At 72.0% G+C, this 17,382-nt stretch carries 12 protein-coding genes and 1 pseudogene; 6 read left to right on the plus strand and 7 right to left on the minus strand.

Annotation, left to right across the window (positions count from 1 at the left end; genetic code table 11):
• Positions 1-8: 8 nt before the first annotated feature.
• Both ACIGXP_RS28085 and ACIGXP_RS28090 read right to left on the minus strand, forming a co-directional pair.
• Entirely contained in the window at positions 9-1,055 is a 1,047-nt protein-coding gene (locus ACIGXP_RS28085) for an NAD(P)/FAD-dependent oxidoreductase (RefSeq protein ID WP_399772836.1), read from the minus strand.
• Complete coding sequence (locus ACIGXP_RS28090; RefSeq protein WP_399772839.1) at positions 1,052-2,008, minus strand: hypothetical protein; 957 nt, start codon at positions 2,006-2,008, stop codon at positions 1,052-1,054. Before ACIGXP_RS28090 ends, ACIGXP_RS28085 begins: the two co-directional genes overlap by 4 nt.
• 437 nt (positions 2,009-2,445) lie before the next feature.
• On the opposite strand from ACIGXP_RS28090, the gene ACIGXP_RS28095 reads away from it, so the two are divergent.
• On the plus strand, positions 2,446-4,209 hold the full coding sequence (locus tag ACIGXP_RS28095; RefSeq protein ID WP_399773070.1) for a DUF2264 domain-containing protein: 1,764 nt from the start codon (positions 2,446-2,448) through the stop codon (positions 4,207-4,209).
• 66 nt (positions 4,210-4,275) lie between these two features.
• On the opposite strand, the gene ACIGXP_RS28100 is transcribed toward ACIGXP_RS28095, so the two are convergent.
• Complete coding sequence (locus ACIGXP_RS28100) at positions 4,276-5,097, minus strand: alpha/beta fold hydrolase (protein WP_399772841.1); 822 nt, start codon at positions 5,095-5,097, stop codon at positions 4,276-4,278.
• Positions 5,094-5,687 carry a TetR/AcrR family transcriptional regulator gene (locus ACIGXP_RS28105; protein ID WP_399772845.1) on the minus strand — a complete coding sequence of 198 codons (594 nt, stop codon included), beginning with the start codon at positions 5,685-5,687 and terminating at the stop codon, positions 5,094-5,096. The genes ACIGXP_RS28100 and ACIGXP_RS28105 overlap by 4 nt, the downstream gene beginning before the upstream one ends.
• A 144-nt stretch (positions 5,688-5,831) precedes the next feature.
• Here ACIGXP_RS28105 and ACIGXP_RS28110 point away from each other — a divergent pair, with 144 nt between their 5' ends.
• On the plus strand, positions 5,832-7,088 hold the full coding sequence (locus ACIGXP_RS28110) for an MFS transporter (RefSeq protein ID WP_399772848.1): 1,257 nt from the start codon (positions 5,832-5,834) through the stop codon (positions 7,086-7,088).
• Between the two features lie 185 nt (positions 7,089-7,273).
• Here ACIGXP_RS28110 and ACIGXP_RS28115 read toward each other — a convergent pair whose 3' ends face one another.
• The 3 genes and pseudogenes from ACIGXP_RS28115 to ACIGXP_RS28125 all read right to left on the minus strand — a co-directional run bounded on the left by ACIGXP_RS28115 (position 7,274) and on the right by ACIGXP_RS28125 (position 12,081).
• Positions 7,274-10,156: a glycoside hydrolase family 2 TIM barrel-domain containing protein gene (locus tag ACIGXP_RS28115; protein ID WP_399773072.1), complete on the minus strand. Its 2,883-nt coding sequence runs from the start codon at positions 10,154-10,156 to the stop codon at positions 7,274-7,276.
• Between the two features lie 21 nt (positions 10,157-10,177).
• Positions 10,178-10,515 (minus strand): annotated as a pseudogene (locus ACIGXP_RS28120) (ABC transporter permease subunit); the annotation flags it as partial.
• Between the two features lie 303 nt (positions 10,516-10,818).
• On the minus strand, positions 10,819-12,081 hold the full coding sequence (locus tag ACIGXP_RS28125) for an ROK family transcriptional regulator (RefSeq protein WP_399772851.1): 1,263 nt from the start codon (positions 12,079-12,081) through the stop codon (positions 10,819-10,821).
• 341 nt (positions 12,082-12,422) lie between these two features.
• Between ACIGXP_RS28125 and ACIGXP_RS28130 the strand changes: the two genes are divergently transcribed.
• The 4 genes from ACIGXP_RS28130 (at position 12,423) to ACIGXP_RS28145 (ending at position 17,380) form a co-directional block, all read left to right on the plus strand.
• Complete coding sequence (locus ACIGXP_RS28130) at positions 12,423-13,097, plus strand: pyridoxamine 5'-phosphate oxidase family protein (RefSeq protein WP_399772854.1); 675 nt, start codon at positions 12,423-12,425, stop codon at positions 13,095-13,097.
• Positions 13,098-13,155: 58 nt separating this feature from the next.
• On the plus strand, positions 13,156-14,499 hold the full coding sequence (locus ACIGXP_RS28135) for a radical SAM protein (RefSeq protein WP_363217646.1): 1,344 nt from the start codon (positions 13,156-13,158) through the stop codon (positions 14,497-14,499).
• Between the two features lie 238 nt (positions 14,500-14,737).
• Positions 14,738-16,234, plus strand: a complete 1,497-nt coding sequence (locus ACIGXP_RS28140) for a cellulose binding domain-containing protein (RefSeq protein ID WP_399772857.1) — start codon at positions 14,738-14,740, stop codon at positions 16,232-16,234.
• 273 nt (positions 16,235-16,507) lie between these two features.
• Entirely contained in the window at positions 16,508-17,380 is an 873-nt protein-coding gene (locus tag ACIGXP_RS28145) for a serine/threonine protein kinase (RefSeq protein ID WP_399772860.1), read from the plus strand.
• Positions 17,381-17,382 lie beyond the last annotated feature (2 nt).

Here is a 17,382-nt window from a genome sequence, read left to right on the forward strand (position 1 = left end):
GTCCGGGGCTACTTGCCGGCCACGAGGTCACGGACGATCTCCCCGGCTGCGGGTGCCTGGCACAGTCCCTGGCCGGAGAATCCCGCCGCGTAGAGGAAGGGGCGGGAGGGAGCCCGGCCGATGAAGCCGCTCCCGTTCGGGCTGCCGTCGAAGGCTCCGCTCCACCCGCGGTACAGGCGGATGCCGTCGAGGACCGGGTAGGTGGTGCCGAGCTGACGGGACAGCCGCTGGAGCCACGCCTGCCGGGATTCGTCCGGGCCGGGGCGGCCCATACCGACGAGGATGCGGTCCTTCCATGCCCGGATCCGCAGGCCGGAGGAGGCGTGCAGGGTCATCGGCAGGGTGCTGAGCGGGGCGGCGGGTGCGTCGGTGAGGAGCAGTTCGATGGGGTACGTGGTCACGGGGAGGTCGACACCGGCCATGGAGGCGACCGTCCGTGACCAGGGGCCGGCCGCGCAGACGACGGTTTCCGCGAGGATGCTGCCCCTGGGGGTGTGGACCTGGCCGTCGGGGCCGATGCCGGTGACGGGTGTTTCCGTACGCAGGTCGGCGCCCGCCTCCTGGGCGGCTGCGGCGTAGCCGCGCACGATGGCGGCGGGGTCGCAGGCGTAGGCCTCGGGCGCCCAGGCTGCCGCGAGGACGCCGCGCTCGCCGAGCAGCGGGTTGAGCCGCACCGCTTCGGATGCGGTCACCAGTTCGACGTCCACTCCCGCGGCATGCTGGGCGGCCCGGGTGCGTCGGAACTCCTCCACCTGGTGCTCTTCGGTGAACACCACCAGGAAGCCGACCCGCTGCAGGCCGAGGGGAGTTCCGGTCCGCTCGGTGAAGGACTGATAGGCCGCCAAACTGCGGACGGCAAGGCCGCCGGTCTGGGGATCGCCGGGAAAGTAGGTCCGCAGCACGCCCGCCGTGGCCCCGGACGCTCCCGATCCCAGCGTGCCGCGCTCCAGCAGGACGGTGCGGATGCCGGTCTCGGCGAGATGGCACGCTACGGAGGTCCCGACAACCCCTCCGCCGATGACGACGACGTCCGTACGCTCGGGCAGAGGGCTCATGACCGCTGACCCGCTTCGGTGAGGGGCAGCTGGCGCAGGTGGTCTCCGGCGTCCCACGGGAACAGATGCAGGTTCCAGCCGCCCAGGCAGTTGACGTAGAGGGCCATCTGGCTCACCACGGCCAGGAAGTCGTCGCGTTCGAGGCGGTCGAGGCAGGACAGGAAACGCTGCGTGAAGGCCCACAGCTTCTCCAGGCCGCAGTAGCCCAGGAACTCGGCAGGGACACCGACCAACAGGCGTGTCATCTGGCGCAGGGAGTCCATCGGCATGCCACCGACCACGGCCCGGACCAGACCGCCGTAGCTCGCATACCCCAGTGGACGCGTCTCACCGTTGACGAACAGGAGGGTGGGCAGAACCGTCTCGAAGGTGCCGGCCCCGGACGGTATCCACCCCCGGTGCAGATCACCGAGCTCGGCCGGCTCGGACAGCCAGATCCGCTCGGTCTCGGCGTGTACGTCGCGGAGCAGGAGGTCCGCGTCGGGGTCGGCGGCCGTCAGACGGGGGATGCGGTGGCCGCCTGCCATGCCTGCCCTGCGCACTTCCACCAGGAGCGGCTTCTTCGTCGAATACACCGCATCCCACACCGCGCGCCCGACCTCTCGCAGAGCCGGCATGTCCTGCGGCCGGACCTGGCCCACCGGCGACGCCGGCATCGGTTCGGTCAATGTGCCGTACTTGATCCCCAGGTGCTGCAGAGCGGAACAGAAGACCGTTCCGTCGGGTGCCTCGCGCCGGTCGGCAAGCCGGTACGTCGCGGACAGATGCAGCAGCGAATGGATCGGTGCCACGTGGTACAGATGCTGTCCCGCCACCAGTGCGTGCCCTTGCAGGCTCTGGTAGGGCAACGCCTCCCACAGCGCATCGGCCAGCACGGTGTTGCGATCGTCGAGTTCAGCGGTAACGGTGATGCCCAGATCAGGCCAGGCAATCTCGACATGTCGACCGGACAACGTTTCAGTCAAGGCTTTCCCCCTAGTTCGGCAAGATGTCAGGATGGTCGAGCGGGGCCGGAACGCCCCACGGCACTCATCCCTTGCTTCGTCACAACTCGCCTTGTCCCCGTTGCAACTTGTGTGAGGAGTACACAGCCAACCGGGGGAAGCCGGCCAGGAGCGGAAGACATGAAAGCTTCCGCAGGTCGAGACCGGGTCTTCGTAGATTCCTACATGAACCAGTCAGGCCGGGGGTTTGAGGAAACCCCCAATACTCCCGCGGCGCGGCGGTCCCTCGGACCGGAGGCGTCCAAGGACTTCTACGACCTCCGCGACGAGCTTCTCGCCCTGCATCTGGTGCCCGAGGGCGCCGTGCGGGTGGGACGAAGCCCTGGGACGCCCCGACCGGAACCGGGGCGCCCCAGGCCGTGCCAGGAAGGAAAGCCGCCGCCGTGATCGAACTGCCCGCGGATGACCGCGCGTCCAGTCCGTACACCGGTTACACCCGCGCCCACTGGGAGGCCGCCGCCGACGCCCTGCTGGCCGCCGTCGAGCCCTACGCCACCCCCGACCGTGCCCTCTACCACCTCCCCGGCGACCATGTGAGCCACGCCGGCCACCTCTCCGACGGCCTGGAGGGATACGCCCGTACGCTGCTGCTGGCCGCCTTCCGCCGCGACGAGACGGCGCTCGGCCGCTACGCCGACGGACTCGCGACCGGTCCCGGCGGGGTCTGGCCGCGCATCGAGGACCGCAGCCAGCCACTCGTCGAGGCCGCGTCCGTCGCCCTCGCCCTGCGGCTGACCCGGCCGCTGCTGTGGGACCGGCTGGACGACTCCGTGCGGCAGCGCACCGCCGACTGGCTGGCGGACGCGCTGACCGCCGAACCCTGGCCGTGCAACTGGGAGTTGTTCCCGGTCACCGTCGGCGGCTTCCTGCAGGAGATCGGTCACCGGCCGGAGGCGGCCCGCAAGGCGATCGGCCGGGGCCTGGAGCGGATCGAGGGCTGGTATCTCGGCGACGGCTGGTACACCGACGGCGACGGCCGGAAGTTCGACTACTACAACGGCTGGGCCATGCATCTGTATACAGTCGTCCACGCATGGCTGGCGGACGACAGTGAACTGCTTTCTGCATACGGTCGACGGTTGTCACGCCACCTCGCCGACCACGCCCGCTTCTTCGGCAGCGACGGCGCCCCCCTGCAGCAGGGCCGCTCCCTCACCTACCGCTTCGCGACGACGGCGCCGCTCTGGCTCGGCGCCCTGACCGGCCACACCCCCCTGGCTCCCGGCGAGACGCGGCGCCTGGCCTCCGGTGCGCTGCGGTACTTCCTCGACGGCGGTGCGGTCGACGAGCGCGGTCTGCTCCCGCTGGGCTGGCTCGGCCCCGACGAGACGCTCGTACAGAGCTATTCCGGCCCGGCCTCCCCGTACTGGGCCGGCAAAGGCTTTCTCGGCCTGCTGCTGCCACCGGAGCACGAAGTATGGACGGCGCCCGAGGAACCGGCCCCGGCGGACCGCGCGGACGAGGTGTGCCCGCTGCCCGTCCCCAACTGGCTGCTGCAGTCGACCCGTTCGGACGGACTGGTACGGCTGCACAACCACGGCAGCGAGGACGTCCGCTACGACCCCTGCTACACCCGGCTCGCCTACTCGACCGCGACCGTGCCCGCGGTGTCGTACGACAACAGCGTGATCGTCGGCGGTGAACCGAGCCGCACCCGGATCGAGCCGCTCGGCACCGGCGAGGGGTGGATCGCCTCCCGGCACACCGTGCGCGACGGGATCACCGTCACCAGCCTCGTGCTCGCCGAGGGGGCGGTGGAGGTGCGCGCCCATCTCGTGGTCGGCGCCGAGCCCGGGACACCGGTGCGGGTCACCGGGTGGCCGGCGTCGGACGGACTCCGGGCCGATCTGCTGCCCGTCTCGGGCCTGTCGGCGGAGCCGGAGGGGCTGACCGGGAAGACCGGGAGGACCGGGAAGACCGGGACGGGTGGGGCCACGCTGTTCGTCGCGCTCGCCCGGCTCACCGGCGAACCGGACCCCCGGCCCCTCAGGGACCTGGTGTCCGTCAACGTGACGGAGGAGCACGAGGGGGATCACGGACTGCGCGTCCGCTGGGCCTCCGGCGCTCGGAGCGCCTTCGTCTTCACCGCTTCCGACGGGCGGGTCTCACGCCTTCGGACGACCGACCCCGAGGCACGCAGTGGTCGGTGACGCCCGGCGTGCCATGCCTCACGGTGGCTGCCGTTCCCGCAAGGGTTGCCCCCGACGAGCGGCGCATTACAGCGCGGCCGGGTACGGGGAGCGGCCGGCCCACAGGGTGTCCACGAGACACCGTGCGGACTCCTCCGGGTGCTCCAGCACGCCGACGTGGCCGCCGGGGAACTCGGTGAAACGGGCACCGGCCGACTCGGCCGCCGTCGTGGCCGTACGGTGCAGCAGCCGGCCACGGGAGCCGCTGCCCGCGGCCAGGGTGAGACGTGCGGCAACGGACCGCAGGGCGGGCACGTCCGGCACGTACGCGGTGAACGGGTGCAGGACCCGGGTGAGGAAGACACCCATGGGGCCGGCCAACTCCTCGCCGGGCGCGGGTGGTTGGGCATCGGCGTCCTCCGGGGCGGGCACGGGTCCGCCGTCGAGCACGGCGGCCAGCCTGGCCCCGGCCGCCCGCAGACCGGCGGCCCGAAACGTGTCGGCCACCTCCACGAACATCGCCCGCTGCCGGGCCGCGTCCGCGAGGACCCCCACGACGGGCGGTTCGTGCGCGACCACGTGCGCGAGCCGTTCCGGGTGCCGGGCGAGCAGGTCCAGGGCGGCGATACCACCGGAGCTCATCCCGAACACGTACGCGGACCCGCCGGCCGGAAGCACCGCCTCCAGCACCCGGTGCGCACCCTCGCTCCAGTCCGTCACCCGCTGCTCGGCCACCGGCCGGCCCAGCCGCCCATGGGCGAGGCCGAGCGGGTCGTAGGTGACCACGGTGAAGCGTGCCGCCAGCCGCTCGGTCAGCGGCCCGAGCCCCATCGGATGCCCGGCACCGCCCGGCAGGACGAGCAGCACGGGACCGCTGCCCGTCACGTCGTAGTGAAGTTCCCCGGTCATGAACCGTTTTCTCCCGTTGGAGTCTCGCGCGGCCAGTGCTCCAGTGCCAGGTGCAGGGCCTGCACCGCCTTGTCCCAGGAGGCCTCTACGTCCCGGTCGGCGCCGAAGCCGCCGGCCGACTCCAGGGCGCAGTAGCCGTGGAAGGTGCTCCGCAGCAGGCGTACGGCGTCGGTCAGGTCGGGCTCGTCCAGGCCGTAGGCGCGCAGCATGCCGTAGGTGATCTCTGCGGTGCGGCGCATCGCGGGGGAGCCGGCGATCAGGGACTGGTCGATACGGATCTGCGTGGCCGCGTACCGGCCGGGGTGCTCCAGGGCGTAGGCCCGGTAGGCGCCGGCGAAGGCGGCCAGCGCCTCCTTGCCCGCGCGGCCCGCCACGGCCGGCGCGATGCGGTCGATCAGTTCGCCGCCGGCGTACAGCGCGAGCCGGGTACGCAGGTCGTCCAGACCCCGGACATGCGAGTACAGGCTCGCGTCCTTCACGCCGAAGCGGCGGGCCAGCGCGGACAGGGTGACGTTCGCGAAGCCCGCCTCGTCGGCGAGTTCGGCGGCGGCCGCGACGACACGGTCGACGGTGAGACCGGCTCGAGCCATCCGACACCTCCTCCTTGGGTAGCTAGGGATAATCCTAGGATACCTAGGTTCCAGGGGGTGTCGCGAGGGGTCGTCCCATGGGTCGCATGCGGCTCATGGGAGTACTCGACTCCGTAGGCTGAACGAACGGCGGGAGGGGAGCCTGTGGGGCGCGAGACACGCAAGGGGAACGGACGCAGGGCCGGCGAGGCGCACGAGAACACGCAACCTCTCTGGCGGCAAAGGGACTTCACCGTCTTCTGGGGTGCGCAGACGCTCTCCGTCCTCGGTGACTCCTTCGCGTTGATCGCCCTGCCGCTGCTGGTCCTGGAGGCCACCGGATCGGTGGCCCGGATGGGGCTGCTCACCGCCGCCGGCGGAGCCGCCGCCGTCCTCGCGGCCGTGTTCGCCGGCACCGTGGTGGACCGCGTCGACCGGCGCCGGCTCCTCATCGCCTGCGACCTCGTGCGCATGGCGCTGTACGGCCTCATCCCGCTCGTCTGGACCTTCCGCCCGCACACCTGGCTGCTCTACACGGTGCTGCCGGTCTGCGAGGCCGTCGGCATGTTCTTCTCCGTCGGCTACGTCACCGTCGTCCGCGGCCTCGTCGGCACCGGGCGCCTCACCGAGGCCAACGGCCTGCTGAACGCCACCGCCGCGGCGGCCGGGGTGCTCGGACCGCCGTGCGCGGGACTCGTCGCCGCCTGGACCGGACCGGCCGCCGCCATCGCCGTCGACGCGGCCAGCTTCGCCGCCTCCGCCGCGTGTCTGCGCTGGGTACGCCTGCGCGCCCGGGCCGGTGACGACACGCCCGCCCCCGGCCGCAGCACCGTGCGCCAGGACCTGCGCACCGGAGTCGCCTTCCTGTACCGGCACCCCCTGCTGCGCTCGCTCACGGTCCTGCTGTTCGGCTTCAGCTTCCTCACCCTCGGACTGAACGACCTGGTCATCTACCACCTCAAGCACGACCTCGGCCACGACGACGGCACGGTCGGCACCGTCCTCGGCGCCGGTGCGCTCGGCACCATCGCCGGGTCCCTGCTCGTCGCCCGCATCCGCCGGCTGCTCGGCTTCGGCACCGCCTGGACCGGCGCGACCGCGCTGTGCGGGCTGGCCTGCGCCGGCCTCGGCTGGGTGCGCACCGTGCCCGCGGTCGCCGTCCTCGCCGCCGCCTTCCTGGCCGGCGTCGGCATCGCGGGCACCTGCTCGATGTCCCTGCGCCAGGAGGTCACCCCCGAGCACCTGCTCGGCCGCGTCACCTCCGCCTACTGGACCCTCCAGTACTCCGCCGCCCCCGCCGGGGCGGCCCTGCTCACCTGGGCCGCCGAACACTGGGGCACCACACCGGCCGCCCTGACCGCAGGCGCCACCTGCGTCCTGCTCGCTGTCACGGCCCTCACCACCCCGATCCGCAGGGCCTGATCGGCGGAACCGGGGTGCGCCGCGGCTCGGGCGGCCGGAGCTCCCGTGCGGCCTGCGGGCAGCGCGGCCCCAAGCCCGCCGCCACCAGCGCGAGCAGCGCGGTCCGCAGACCCGCCGTCCCGGCCGGCCAGTCCCACCACAGGGCCCGTCGGCATCGTCCAGGTGGGCCTCAGGACCGGTGATGGTCAGCTGGTCTCCGGGGCGAGGGTGGTGGAGAACACGAAGGAGAACTCGGCGGGCTCGGCCTGCAGGTGATACCGGGGGAGCGGGCCCGGGCCGCAGGACTGGGAGCCGAGGCCGTGCTGGCCGTGGTCGAGGTTGACCCACACCGTGTCTTGGGGGGTGAGGTCCGTGCGGTGCGCGGCCGCGTCCAGTTGCTCGGTGGTCCAGCGGCGGGCGGTGAAGAAGAACTCCGGGACGCCCTCGATGCGCAGGCCGCCGAGCTCCGCCCAGCGGACGTCGGCGCGGGCGCCGTTCTCCTGCGGGCGGACGTACGGCGTCTGCAGATCGTCTACAGTCGACTGCCAACGGCCGACTGCGGACGCCATCCTGCTGTCTGGATACGCCTCACCCGGGCCGCCGCCGTACCACTGCACACGGTCGGCTGCGGACAATCCGAAGCGGACGCCGAGCCGGGGAAGCGGTACCGTCCAGTCGCCCTCCGGCGTCACGGACACCGTCAGCTGTAGACGATCTCCGTCCGACGTCCAGCGGTATACGGTCGACAGGCCCGTCTCACAGGCCGCCGCCGCCACTCGGGTACGGACCGTCAGCGCCTCGTCGCCCGGCTCCACCGCGTCCAGCCGGTGCCGCATGCGGTGCAGGCCGAGCTTGCGCCACAGCAGGCCGTGGCGGATGTCGGTCTGCCAGGCGGCGCCGTCGTCGTTGTCGGTGGTGGCCCGCCACACGTCCAGCCGCAGACCGGTCACCTCCACCCCGCCGACCGCCCGCAGGGCACCGGTGCGGGCGTCGAAGACGGCCGGACCCAGGGTGATCCGGCCGTCACCGGGCACCGGGCGCCCGGTCGCCGGGACCGACGGCAGCCGGCGTGCGGACACGGCGAACTGGCCCCAGGCGACGACGTGGTCCTTCGGTGCCCAGGGGGTGTCGTCGGCGAGCAGGGCCCGTACCGTCCAGTGGGCCTCGCCGGCCGCGGTGGCGACCGGCGGCTCGGGCAGCTTCACCTCGGCCGACTCGCCGGGTGCCAGCGCGGGCACCGACAGGGTGCCGGACTCGACCGTCTCGCCGTTGACCTGGTACGCCCAGGTGAACGCCAGCGCCGACAGGTCCGCGAAGTCGTACTTGTTGGTGATGCGGACGGTGCCGTCGGCGGCATCCCCTTCGATGGCGACCGGCTCGATCACCTTCTTGTACTCGATCAGCCCGGGAGAGGGCTCCCGGTCCGGGAAGAGCAGGCCGTCGCAGACGAAGTTGCCGTCGTGCAGTTCCTCGCCGAAGTCGCCGCCGTAGGCGTAGCCCAGCTCGGGATGCGCGATGCCGTGGTCGATCCACTCCCAGACGAACGCGCCCTGGAGTCGGTCGTACGACTCGAACAGCCGCTGGTAGTCGGCGAGTCCGCCGGGGCCGTTGCCCATGGCGTGGGCGTACTCGCAGAGGATGAAGGGGAGTTCACGCCGCCTGTGCGGACCGCCGTCCAGGCGGCGTCCGATGCGCTCGACCTCGGCGTGGTCGGCGTACATCCGTGCGTAGACATCCGTGTCCCGGCAGGTGAGGTCGCCCTCGTAGTGCACGAGCCGGGAGGGGTCGCGGCCCTTGATCCACTGGGCCATCGCGGTCAGGCCGCGGCCGGTGCCGGCCTCGTTGCCGAGGGACCAGACGACGACCGAGGGATGGTTCTTGTCCCGTTCGACCATGCGGGCGGCACGGTCCAGCAGGGCCGGGGTCCAGCGGTCGTCGTCGACGGGGTTGTCCCGCCAGGCCTGCTCGGTGAAGCCGTGCGTTTCGAGGTCGCACTCGTCGATCACCCACAGGCCGTACTCGTCGCACAGGTCCAGGAAGGCCGGGTGCGGCGGGTAGTGGGAGGTGCGGACGGCGTTGATGTTGTGCCGTTTCATCAGCAGCACGTCCTCGCGCATGGTCGCCCGGTCCAGCGCGCGTCCCTGCTCCGGGTGCCACTCGTGCCGGTTGACGCCCTTGAAGAGCACCGGCCTGCCGTTGACCTTGATCAGACCGTCCGACAGCTCCACCGTGCGGAAACCGATGCGCAGCGGGATCCGCTCGCCTTCGGTGGCCAGCTCACCCGCGTACCGCCGCGGCGTCTCCGCCGACCACGGCTCGACCGGCACGGTCACGCTGTCGCCGGTCGCGATGTCGATGCCGAGTTCGGAAACGGTTACCCGGCCGTCCACGTCGGAGTCGACGCGCAGGGTGCCGGTGCCGGCGCGATGGTCGTAGGAGGCATGCACGAAGAAGTCGAGGGCCGCACCCGCCGGTCGGTGCAGCAGGGTGACGTCACGGAAGATGCCCGGCAGCCACCACTGGTCCTGGTCCTCCAGATAGGAGCCGGCCGACCACTGGTGGACCCGGACCGCCAGTACATTGTCCACAGTCTTCAGCAGATGGCCGACCGCGAACTCGTGCGGCAGCCGCGATCCCTTGAATGCGCCGAGGTCCGTGCCGTTCAGCCATACCCGGCCACAGGACTCCACGCCGTCGAAGCGCAGCACCGCTCCGCCCTCGGCGAGGTCCGGCCAGTCCTCCGGCAGGTCGAAGACCCGCAGATGGTCGCCGGTCGGGTTCTCGGTCGGCACGCGCGGCGGGTCGACGGGGAAAGGGTAGAGGTGGTTGGTGTAGATCGGGGATCCGTGGCCCTGGAGGACCCAGTGGCCGGGGACCCGGATCTCCGCCCAGGCACCGGCGTCGTACCCCTCCTCGGCGAAGGAGTCGTCCTCGGCGTCGGCCGTCGGCGACAGCCGGAACCGCCAACTGCCGTTCAATGACAGAGCCTTGGCGTCCGAGGAGGCATACCAGGTACGAGGTGGCAGCGCCCCGGAGCCCGGCGAGACGTCCTCGACGTAATCGGTGACGGTGTGGTTGCGGAAGGACATCGGTCTCCTCGCTCGGCCCTTGAACAGCAGCGGCAGGATGGAAACGGCGGTGGTCATGAAGATCAGGTGGTGGTTGACGGTCTGGTTGGTCATACGACGACAGCGCGACCTGGACCGTCCAGGCGCTGGGTCCTGGCCGATGACCAGGTGGCCATCGCCGCGAAGAAGTTGAGCGAGTTCGGTACGACGATCCGCCAGTACGCGCCCCAGTGGCCGAGCCCGTCCACGCGTGCCGCCTCCTCCAGTTCCTTGGGGAACCCCAGGAAGTACTGCCGGAACAGGAAGCAGGTGAAACCGCTGAAGAGGCCCGGGATGATCAGACCCCGGTAGCTGTCCACCCAGCCGAACGGCGCTCCCAGTTGCTGTGGCTCAGTGCCGACATGCTGACGTCCCTTCGGCTAATGATTCGGCAAGGGGTTGGATGAAGTCTGTGGCCATGGGGTCAGGGCAGTGGCCGACGGCCCTCGGCCGGTGGGCGGACGGCGTTACCGTCGGCATCGAGGCGCATGCCCGACGCCTCGTTCACGATCCGGCCGTTCGGGTTCAGCAGCCATCGCCGGGCTGATCGAGCGGGCGGCGAGAGTTGCGGAAACGGTTCCGTCGCGGAGGCTGTCAGCAGCAGGGATCTCTTGCGGGGTGAGACACGTGCATCCCTTCCGTCGTCATGAATGCGGTGCGGTACGGCTCCTTGCGTAGGCGGTGCGCTTGGTGGCGGTTTTGGTGGTGCCGGTCCTCTGTCCGGCGGACTGCAGCGCCCCTTCCAGGGCGAACGTGGCCGCGCCGAGGGAAACCGGGTCGGTGGGGATCGGGGAGAGGACGATCTCGGTGGCGGCCAGCGGCCGGCGCAGCGCATGCCGGGCGACGGCCTGGCGGACCTCGCCGAGCAGCGGCTCGCCCAGCCGGGCGGCGACCCAGCTGCTGAGCACGACCACTTCGGGGTTGAGCAGATTGATCAGGTCGGAGATGCCCGCGCCCAGGTAGCGGGCGGTGTCCCGGACGACCTTGAGCGCCACCGGGTCCTGCGCGGCGACCGCGTGGGCCAGCGCGTCGATGGTGGCCGTCTGGTCCTCCGGGTGCAACAGGGCGGACCCCGGGCTGAGTTCACGCAGGTTCTGCATGATGCCGGGCGCGCCGACGTACGTTTCCACGCAGCCGTGGTTGCCGCAGTGGCACAGCCGCCCGTCCAGCACGAGTGTGGTGTGGCCCCACTCACCGGCGCTGTTGCTCACGCCCCGGTGCAGCCCGCCGCCGAGCGCCAGACCGGCACCGACTCCCGTGCCCAGGTTGACGACGACGGCGTCGCCGCGGCCCCGCGCGGCACCGAACCACAGCTCGGCCACCGTGCACGCGCGCAGCGGATTGTCCAGGTGCAGCGGATACGCGATGTGTTCGGCGAGCAGGTCGAGCAACGGCACGTCGTGCCAGTCCCAGTTGGGCGCGTACTCGGCGACGCCGGTGTCCCGGTCCACCTGGCCCGGCACGCTCACCCCGACCCCGAGGACCCGGGCCGCCTCGACCCCGGCCTGCGCCACCACCGAGCCGACGGCGGCGGCCACCTGGCCGACCACCTGCTCCGGGCGGCTCTCGCCGGGCCGCATGTCCTCGTCGGCGCGGGCCAGTACGTTCAGTGCCAGGTCGAACAGCTCGACATGGACGTACGTCTCCGCGATGTCGACGCCGATCAACGCGCCCCCCGACGCGTTGACGGCCACCAGGCCCCGGGGCCGGCCGCCGGCCGAGTCCTCGAAGCCGACCTCGGTGATCATGCGCAGGTCCAGCAACTCGCCGACCAGGGTGGCCACCGTGGCCAGGCTCAGGCCGGTGGCGGCGGCCAGCTCCTGCCGGGAGGTGGGAGACTCGGCGATGATCTGGCGCAACACCTCGTAGCGGTTCGCGGTGCGGATGTCACGTGATGTGCGCTTCACGCGGGGTGCCCCTCCGTCCAGTCCGGGCCGGGCCGCAGCGGCACCGGCACGAGCGCAGGCTATGGGCTGCGAGTTCCTTTCGACAAGGGCTTTGGAAAGGGGCTGTAGGAAGTCCGGCGGAGGCGGCGTGCGCCCGGTTGGTGACCGTCCCGGCGCTCTCGGCCGTCCCTGTCACGGTGGCGTTCCTCCCGGAGAGTCCGTGTGGGCCGACCCTCTCATCCGTCACGCCCGGGAAGGGGGTCAGGGAAGTGGTCTACGGATTTCGTCGTCATGGGGACTCTGGACGGATGTATGCAGAATTAAGCTGGCTGTTCACATGCGAAATCGGTACCTTCCCCTCCATGACTCAGCAACCCCTTCCCGCCCGGCTGCCCGTCACCGACCGCACCCGACACCGGCGCCTGCGCGAGCAGGGCAGTCTGGAGCGCGCGGAGCTCGACGCCATCCTCGACGCCGGGTTCGTCTGTCATCTCGGCGTGCTGATCGACGGGCGGCCGGTCGTCGTGCCCACCGTGTACGGGCGGGACGAGCGGTGGCTGTATCTGCACGGGTCCGTGGCCGGCCGCAGTCTCGCCGCGGACACGCCCGTGTGCGTGACCGTCACGCACGTGGACGGGCTCGTGCTCGCCCGGTCCGTCTTCGAGCACGGCGTCAACTACCGCAGCGCGATGATCCACGGCACGGCGCGCAGGGTCACCGACCCCGAGGAGAAGCTCGACGGCCTGCGCCGGCTCACCGAGCACTCGGCGCCGGGCCAGTGGTCGTACGCCCGCAGCCCCAGCCGCAAGGAGCTGGCCGCCACCACCCTTCTCGCCCTCTCGCTCCAGGAGGCCTCCGTCAAGATCCGCACCGGCGCCCCGGACGACGGCGACGGACCCGACGCGGCCCTCGGCCTGTGGGCCGGGGTCCTGCCGCTGACCGCGGTCTGGGGCACCCCGCAGCCCGACCCGGTGCTGCCGCCCGGGACCGCCGTGCCGCAGCACATCGCCCGCCGTGCGGGGACCCGGCACGGCTGAGCCGCAGGCGGGGGCATACGGTGTCAGACGTACGCCTGAACCGGGAGGAGACAGACGGATGGGCAGTCGTACCGCGCTGGTCGAGGATCTGATGGAGCGGTTCCCGCACGTGCCACGGGAAGCCGTCTTCAAGGAGGACCTGCTCCGCGGGGGCGTCGCCTTCGATCCGTCCGCCCTCAGCGACAACGAGAGCGGCGAGGTCAAGCCGAAGTCGTACTTCATCTTCTCCTTCGACCACGGCACCCTGCCCGAGCTCGGCGAGGCGGCGCTCCGGCGCCCGCCGGAGGAGATCATCCTCACCGGTGGTCCGTACGACCTGAGGCGTACGGTGGTCTCCGTACGGGTGAACCCGGCCTCGCCGTACCGGGTGGCCGCCGACGACGAGGGGCTGCTCGGGCTCTACCTCGACGGAAAGCGCATCGCCGACGTCGGCGTGCCGCCCATGCCGGAGTACTACCGGCACACCCTCTCCAACGGGAAGTCCGTGATGGAGGTGGCCCCGACCATCCAGTGGGGTTACCTGATCTATCTCACGGTTTTCCGGGTCTGCCAGTACTTCGGCGCCAAGGAGGAGTGCCAGTACTGCGACATCAACCACAACTGGCGCCAGCACAAGGCGGCCGGGCGGCCGTACACCGGCGTGAAGGACGTCGAGGAGGTGCTGGAGGCCCTGGAGATCATCGACCGGTACGACACCCAGAAGGCCTCCACCGCCTACACGCTGACCGGCGGAGCCATCACGAAAACGGTTGCCGGGCGGGACGAGGCCGACTTCTACGGCCACTACGCCAAGGCCATCGAGGAACGCTTCCCGGGCCGCTGGATCGGCAAGGTCGTCGCCCAGGCGCTGCCCAAGGCGGACGTCCAGCGGTTCAAGGACTACGGCGTGCAGATCTACCACCCCAACTTCGAGGTGTGGGACCGCCGGCTGTTCGAGCTGTACTGCCCCGGCAAGGAGCGGTACGTCGGCCGTGACGAGTGGCACCGGCGCATCCTGGACTCCGCCGAGGTCTTCGGTGCACGCAACGTGATCCCCAACTTCGTGGCGGGCGTGGAGATGGCCGAGCCGTTCGGCTTCACCACCGTCGACGAGGCGATCGCCTCCACGACCGAGGGCCTGCGCTTCTTCATGTCGCACGGCATCACGCCCCGCTTCACCACCTGGTGCCCGGAGCCCACCACCCCGCTCGGCAAGGCCAACCCGCAGGGCGCGCCGCTGGAGTACCACATCCGGCTGCTGCAGGCATACCGCCAGACGATGGAGGACTTCGGGCTCTCCTCCCCGCCCGGCTACGGCCCGCCCGGACCCGGCCGCGCGGTCTTCTCCGTCAGCTCGTTCATGGACAGCCTGCCGGCGGACGAACCCGCCGCCGAACCCATGGAGGAGCGGACCGGGGTGTGATCAGCCCGGCAGCCCGGCAGCCCGGCAGTGAGCACGGCGGCGCCCGCATCCGTACAAGAGGCCGGAGTTGCGGGCTCGTCGCGTCGCGCGTCCGCCCCGCCACCATCGGTAACCGCATGTGAACAGGCCGCTTGTCAGTTGTGTCGAGGACGTGAAAGGCTCTGTGCCTGCCGCGAGGTTTCCTGCAACTCCCTTTTGCCTGTGGTGAGTTGACCTCGCTCGTGGATGCAGGAGTCCCATGCCCGACCTGCCGACCCCCCAGGACGCCACCGAGTCCGCGCTGTTCTCGGAGGGCTGGGACGCGGTGCTCAGTTACGCGGACCTGTGCACCTCCGGTTCTCTGACGGCCCATCAGCTGGCAACGGAGGCGTTCACGCTCGGCATGCGCGAGGTCCGCGCCGCCGCGCGCACCCATGTGCGCGGCGCGGGCCGCCGTACCGCGCGGCTGCCCACGATCCCGGCCCTGCTCACCGCCGTACGCGACACGGCGGCCGCCTGGGAGGCGGGCGGCCAGGGGCACAAGCTCGACCCCGACCTGCGGCTGTGGCTCAACTCCGACAAGGCCGTCCGCTTCTCGGGCCCGCCGCTGGAACGCCCGGTCGCGCTGCGCGGCCTCAGGGACATGCAGGAGGCCGACGCCTCGCTGCTGTGGCTGGCCGAGGTGGAGGCGCTGCCCCTGCCCGCCGTCGCGCGCCGGCTCGGCCTCGACCAGACCACCGTCGCCGACGAACTCGACCAGGTCCGCACCCTGTTCCGGGACCGCTGCCACCGCGCCCACCTGGACACCCCGATGGACGCGCTGTGCCGCTCCTACGCCCGCCTGCTGGACGCGGTCACCCGCTCGCCGTCCGCCGACACCCCCGACGATCTCTCCCGGCACCTCGCGACCTGCATGCGGTGCGCCGAGGCCGCCGCCTGTCTGCGGCTGCACGGCGGCGGACTGCCCGCCGCGCTGGCCGGCGGGGTCATCGGCTGGGGCGGCCTCGCCTACCTGGAACGCCGCCGCCGTGCCGCCGAGGTCCGCCTTGGCGCGGGCCACCCCGGCGCCGACCCCACGGGCGGCGATCCGGAGGAGGGCACCGGGCGCAGCCGCATCCTGCGCGGCAGCCTGCTCGCCGCGGCCGTGCTGCTGTCGGCGCTGGCGCTCGGCGTGTCGATGATGCCGTTCGGCGGCTCCGGCGACGACACCGCCGTAGCCCGCGACGACACCGCGGCCGCCCGCGACGACCGGCAGCCGGTCGCCGACCCCGGCGTCTCCCGCAGCACCACCCCGGCCACGGCGACGCCGGCACCCGCCACCACCCCCTCCGCGCCGCGTACGACCGCCGGTTCCCACCGCACGCAGCCCGACCCCGAACCGCAGGGCGCCTCCTCCGCCACGCACCGGCCCGCCCCCAGCCCCCGGACCACCGCACCAGCGACGACCTGCCGGGTCGCCTACAACCTGGTCGACCAGTGGCCCGACGGTTTCCAGGCCACCGTCACCGTCACCACCGGCCGGTCCCTCGACGGCTGGAGCGTGTCCTGGGCCTTCCGTGACGGCCAGCAGGTCGGCCAGATGTGGGACGCCACCGCCCGCCAGAGCGGCTCCCGTGTCACCGCCACCGCCGCCGACTACAACAGGACCGTCGCCGCGCACGGCACGCTGTCCTTCGGGTTCCTCGGCACCTGGCACGACAGAAATCGGCCTCCCTACGGTTTCACGCTCAACGGGGCGGCCTGCGCGGGCGGCTGAGCAAGCGGAGCGGATCATGTCGCAACGTCTCGTGCCGCAACGCCTCGGGCCTGGCGGGAAACCCCGGCACAACGGAGGCGGTGCGCTCCCCTGGGTGTCCGCCCCTCACCGCTGGGCGTCCGCGGTGCGGATGCCGGGCGGCATCCGTCCTCCCCCCCGGACAGGGCCCCGCTTTCCCTCCCTGTCCAGGCCGAATATAAGCTCACGCCCGCAAACGAGCCTGGCGGGCGGAGAACGGGTCCTGACGGCAAGGGACGGGGGAGAAGAGGCCGAGTGGAGAAGCTGCGACAGGACGATCCGGGGCGGATCGGCGACTTTGTGACGTTGGCGCGTCTCGACGGCGACGGCAGCCGGGGCGTGCCCGAACGCCGCTATCTGGCCCGCAGCGCAGACGGCGGCCACACGGTCCTGGCGTGCCTGCCGCCGCCCGGCGGTGACCCGGCGCGGTGGGCGGCCGAGGCGCAGCAGGCGGCCCGGCTGACCCAGCCCGGGTTCTGGCCGGTCGGCCGGCTCGGGGGGACGCCGGCTTTCCCCTGGTACGCGTCCCCCTACCGGCCGGCACTGCCGCTGCCGGCCGTCCTGGCCGCGTACGGCGGCCCGCTGCCGGAGCCGTTGGTCCGCACGCTCGGCGGCACCCTGGCCGAGGCCCTGGCCTCGGCCCATGTCCTGGGCATCGTGCACGGCGGGGTGTGTCCGGCGGGCGTGCTGCTGACCGCCTGCGGACCGCTCCTGAGCTGCTTCGGCGCGACCCGCGCGAATTCACCGGCGGAAAGCCCCGCCGCGCAGGCAGCCACCCTGGAGACCGGCTGCCTGGCCCCCGAGGTGGCGGCGGGCGGTCCCGTGGACCGGACCGGGGACGTCTACGCCCTGGGCGCCGTGCTGGCCTACGCGGCGACCGGGTACACCGTGCCCGAGCGGCAGGAGGTCCCCGTCGGCCTGCGGGACATCGTGATGGCCTGCCGCTCACGCGACCCGCAGAGCCGACCCGAACCGGCGAGGGTACTGGCGGAGTTGCTGCCGGGCGCGGCGTACGGCGGGCTGGCCGGCGGCACCGAGCCGGTGTCCCTGCCCGGCCGCGTCGTCGAGGCGTTGTCCCGTCAGTCGGCGGCGGTCCTCGCCGCCGCACTTCCCACCCAAGGGCACTGAAG

This window comes from Streptomyces sp. NPDC053069 (assembly GCF_044546895.1).
Classification (GTDB): Bacteria; Actinomycetota; Actinomycetes; order Streptomycetales; family Streptomycetaceae; genus Streptomyces.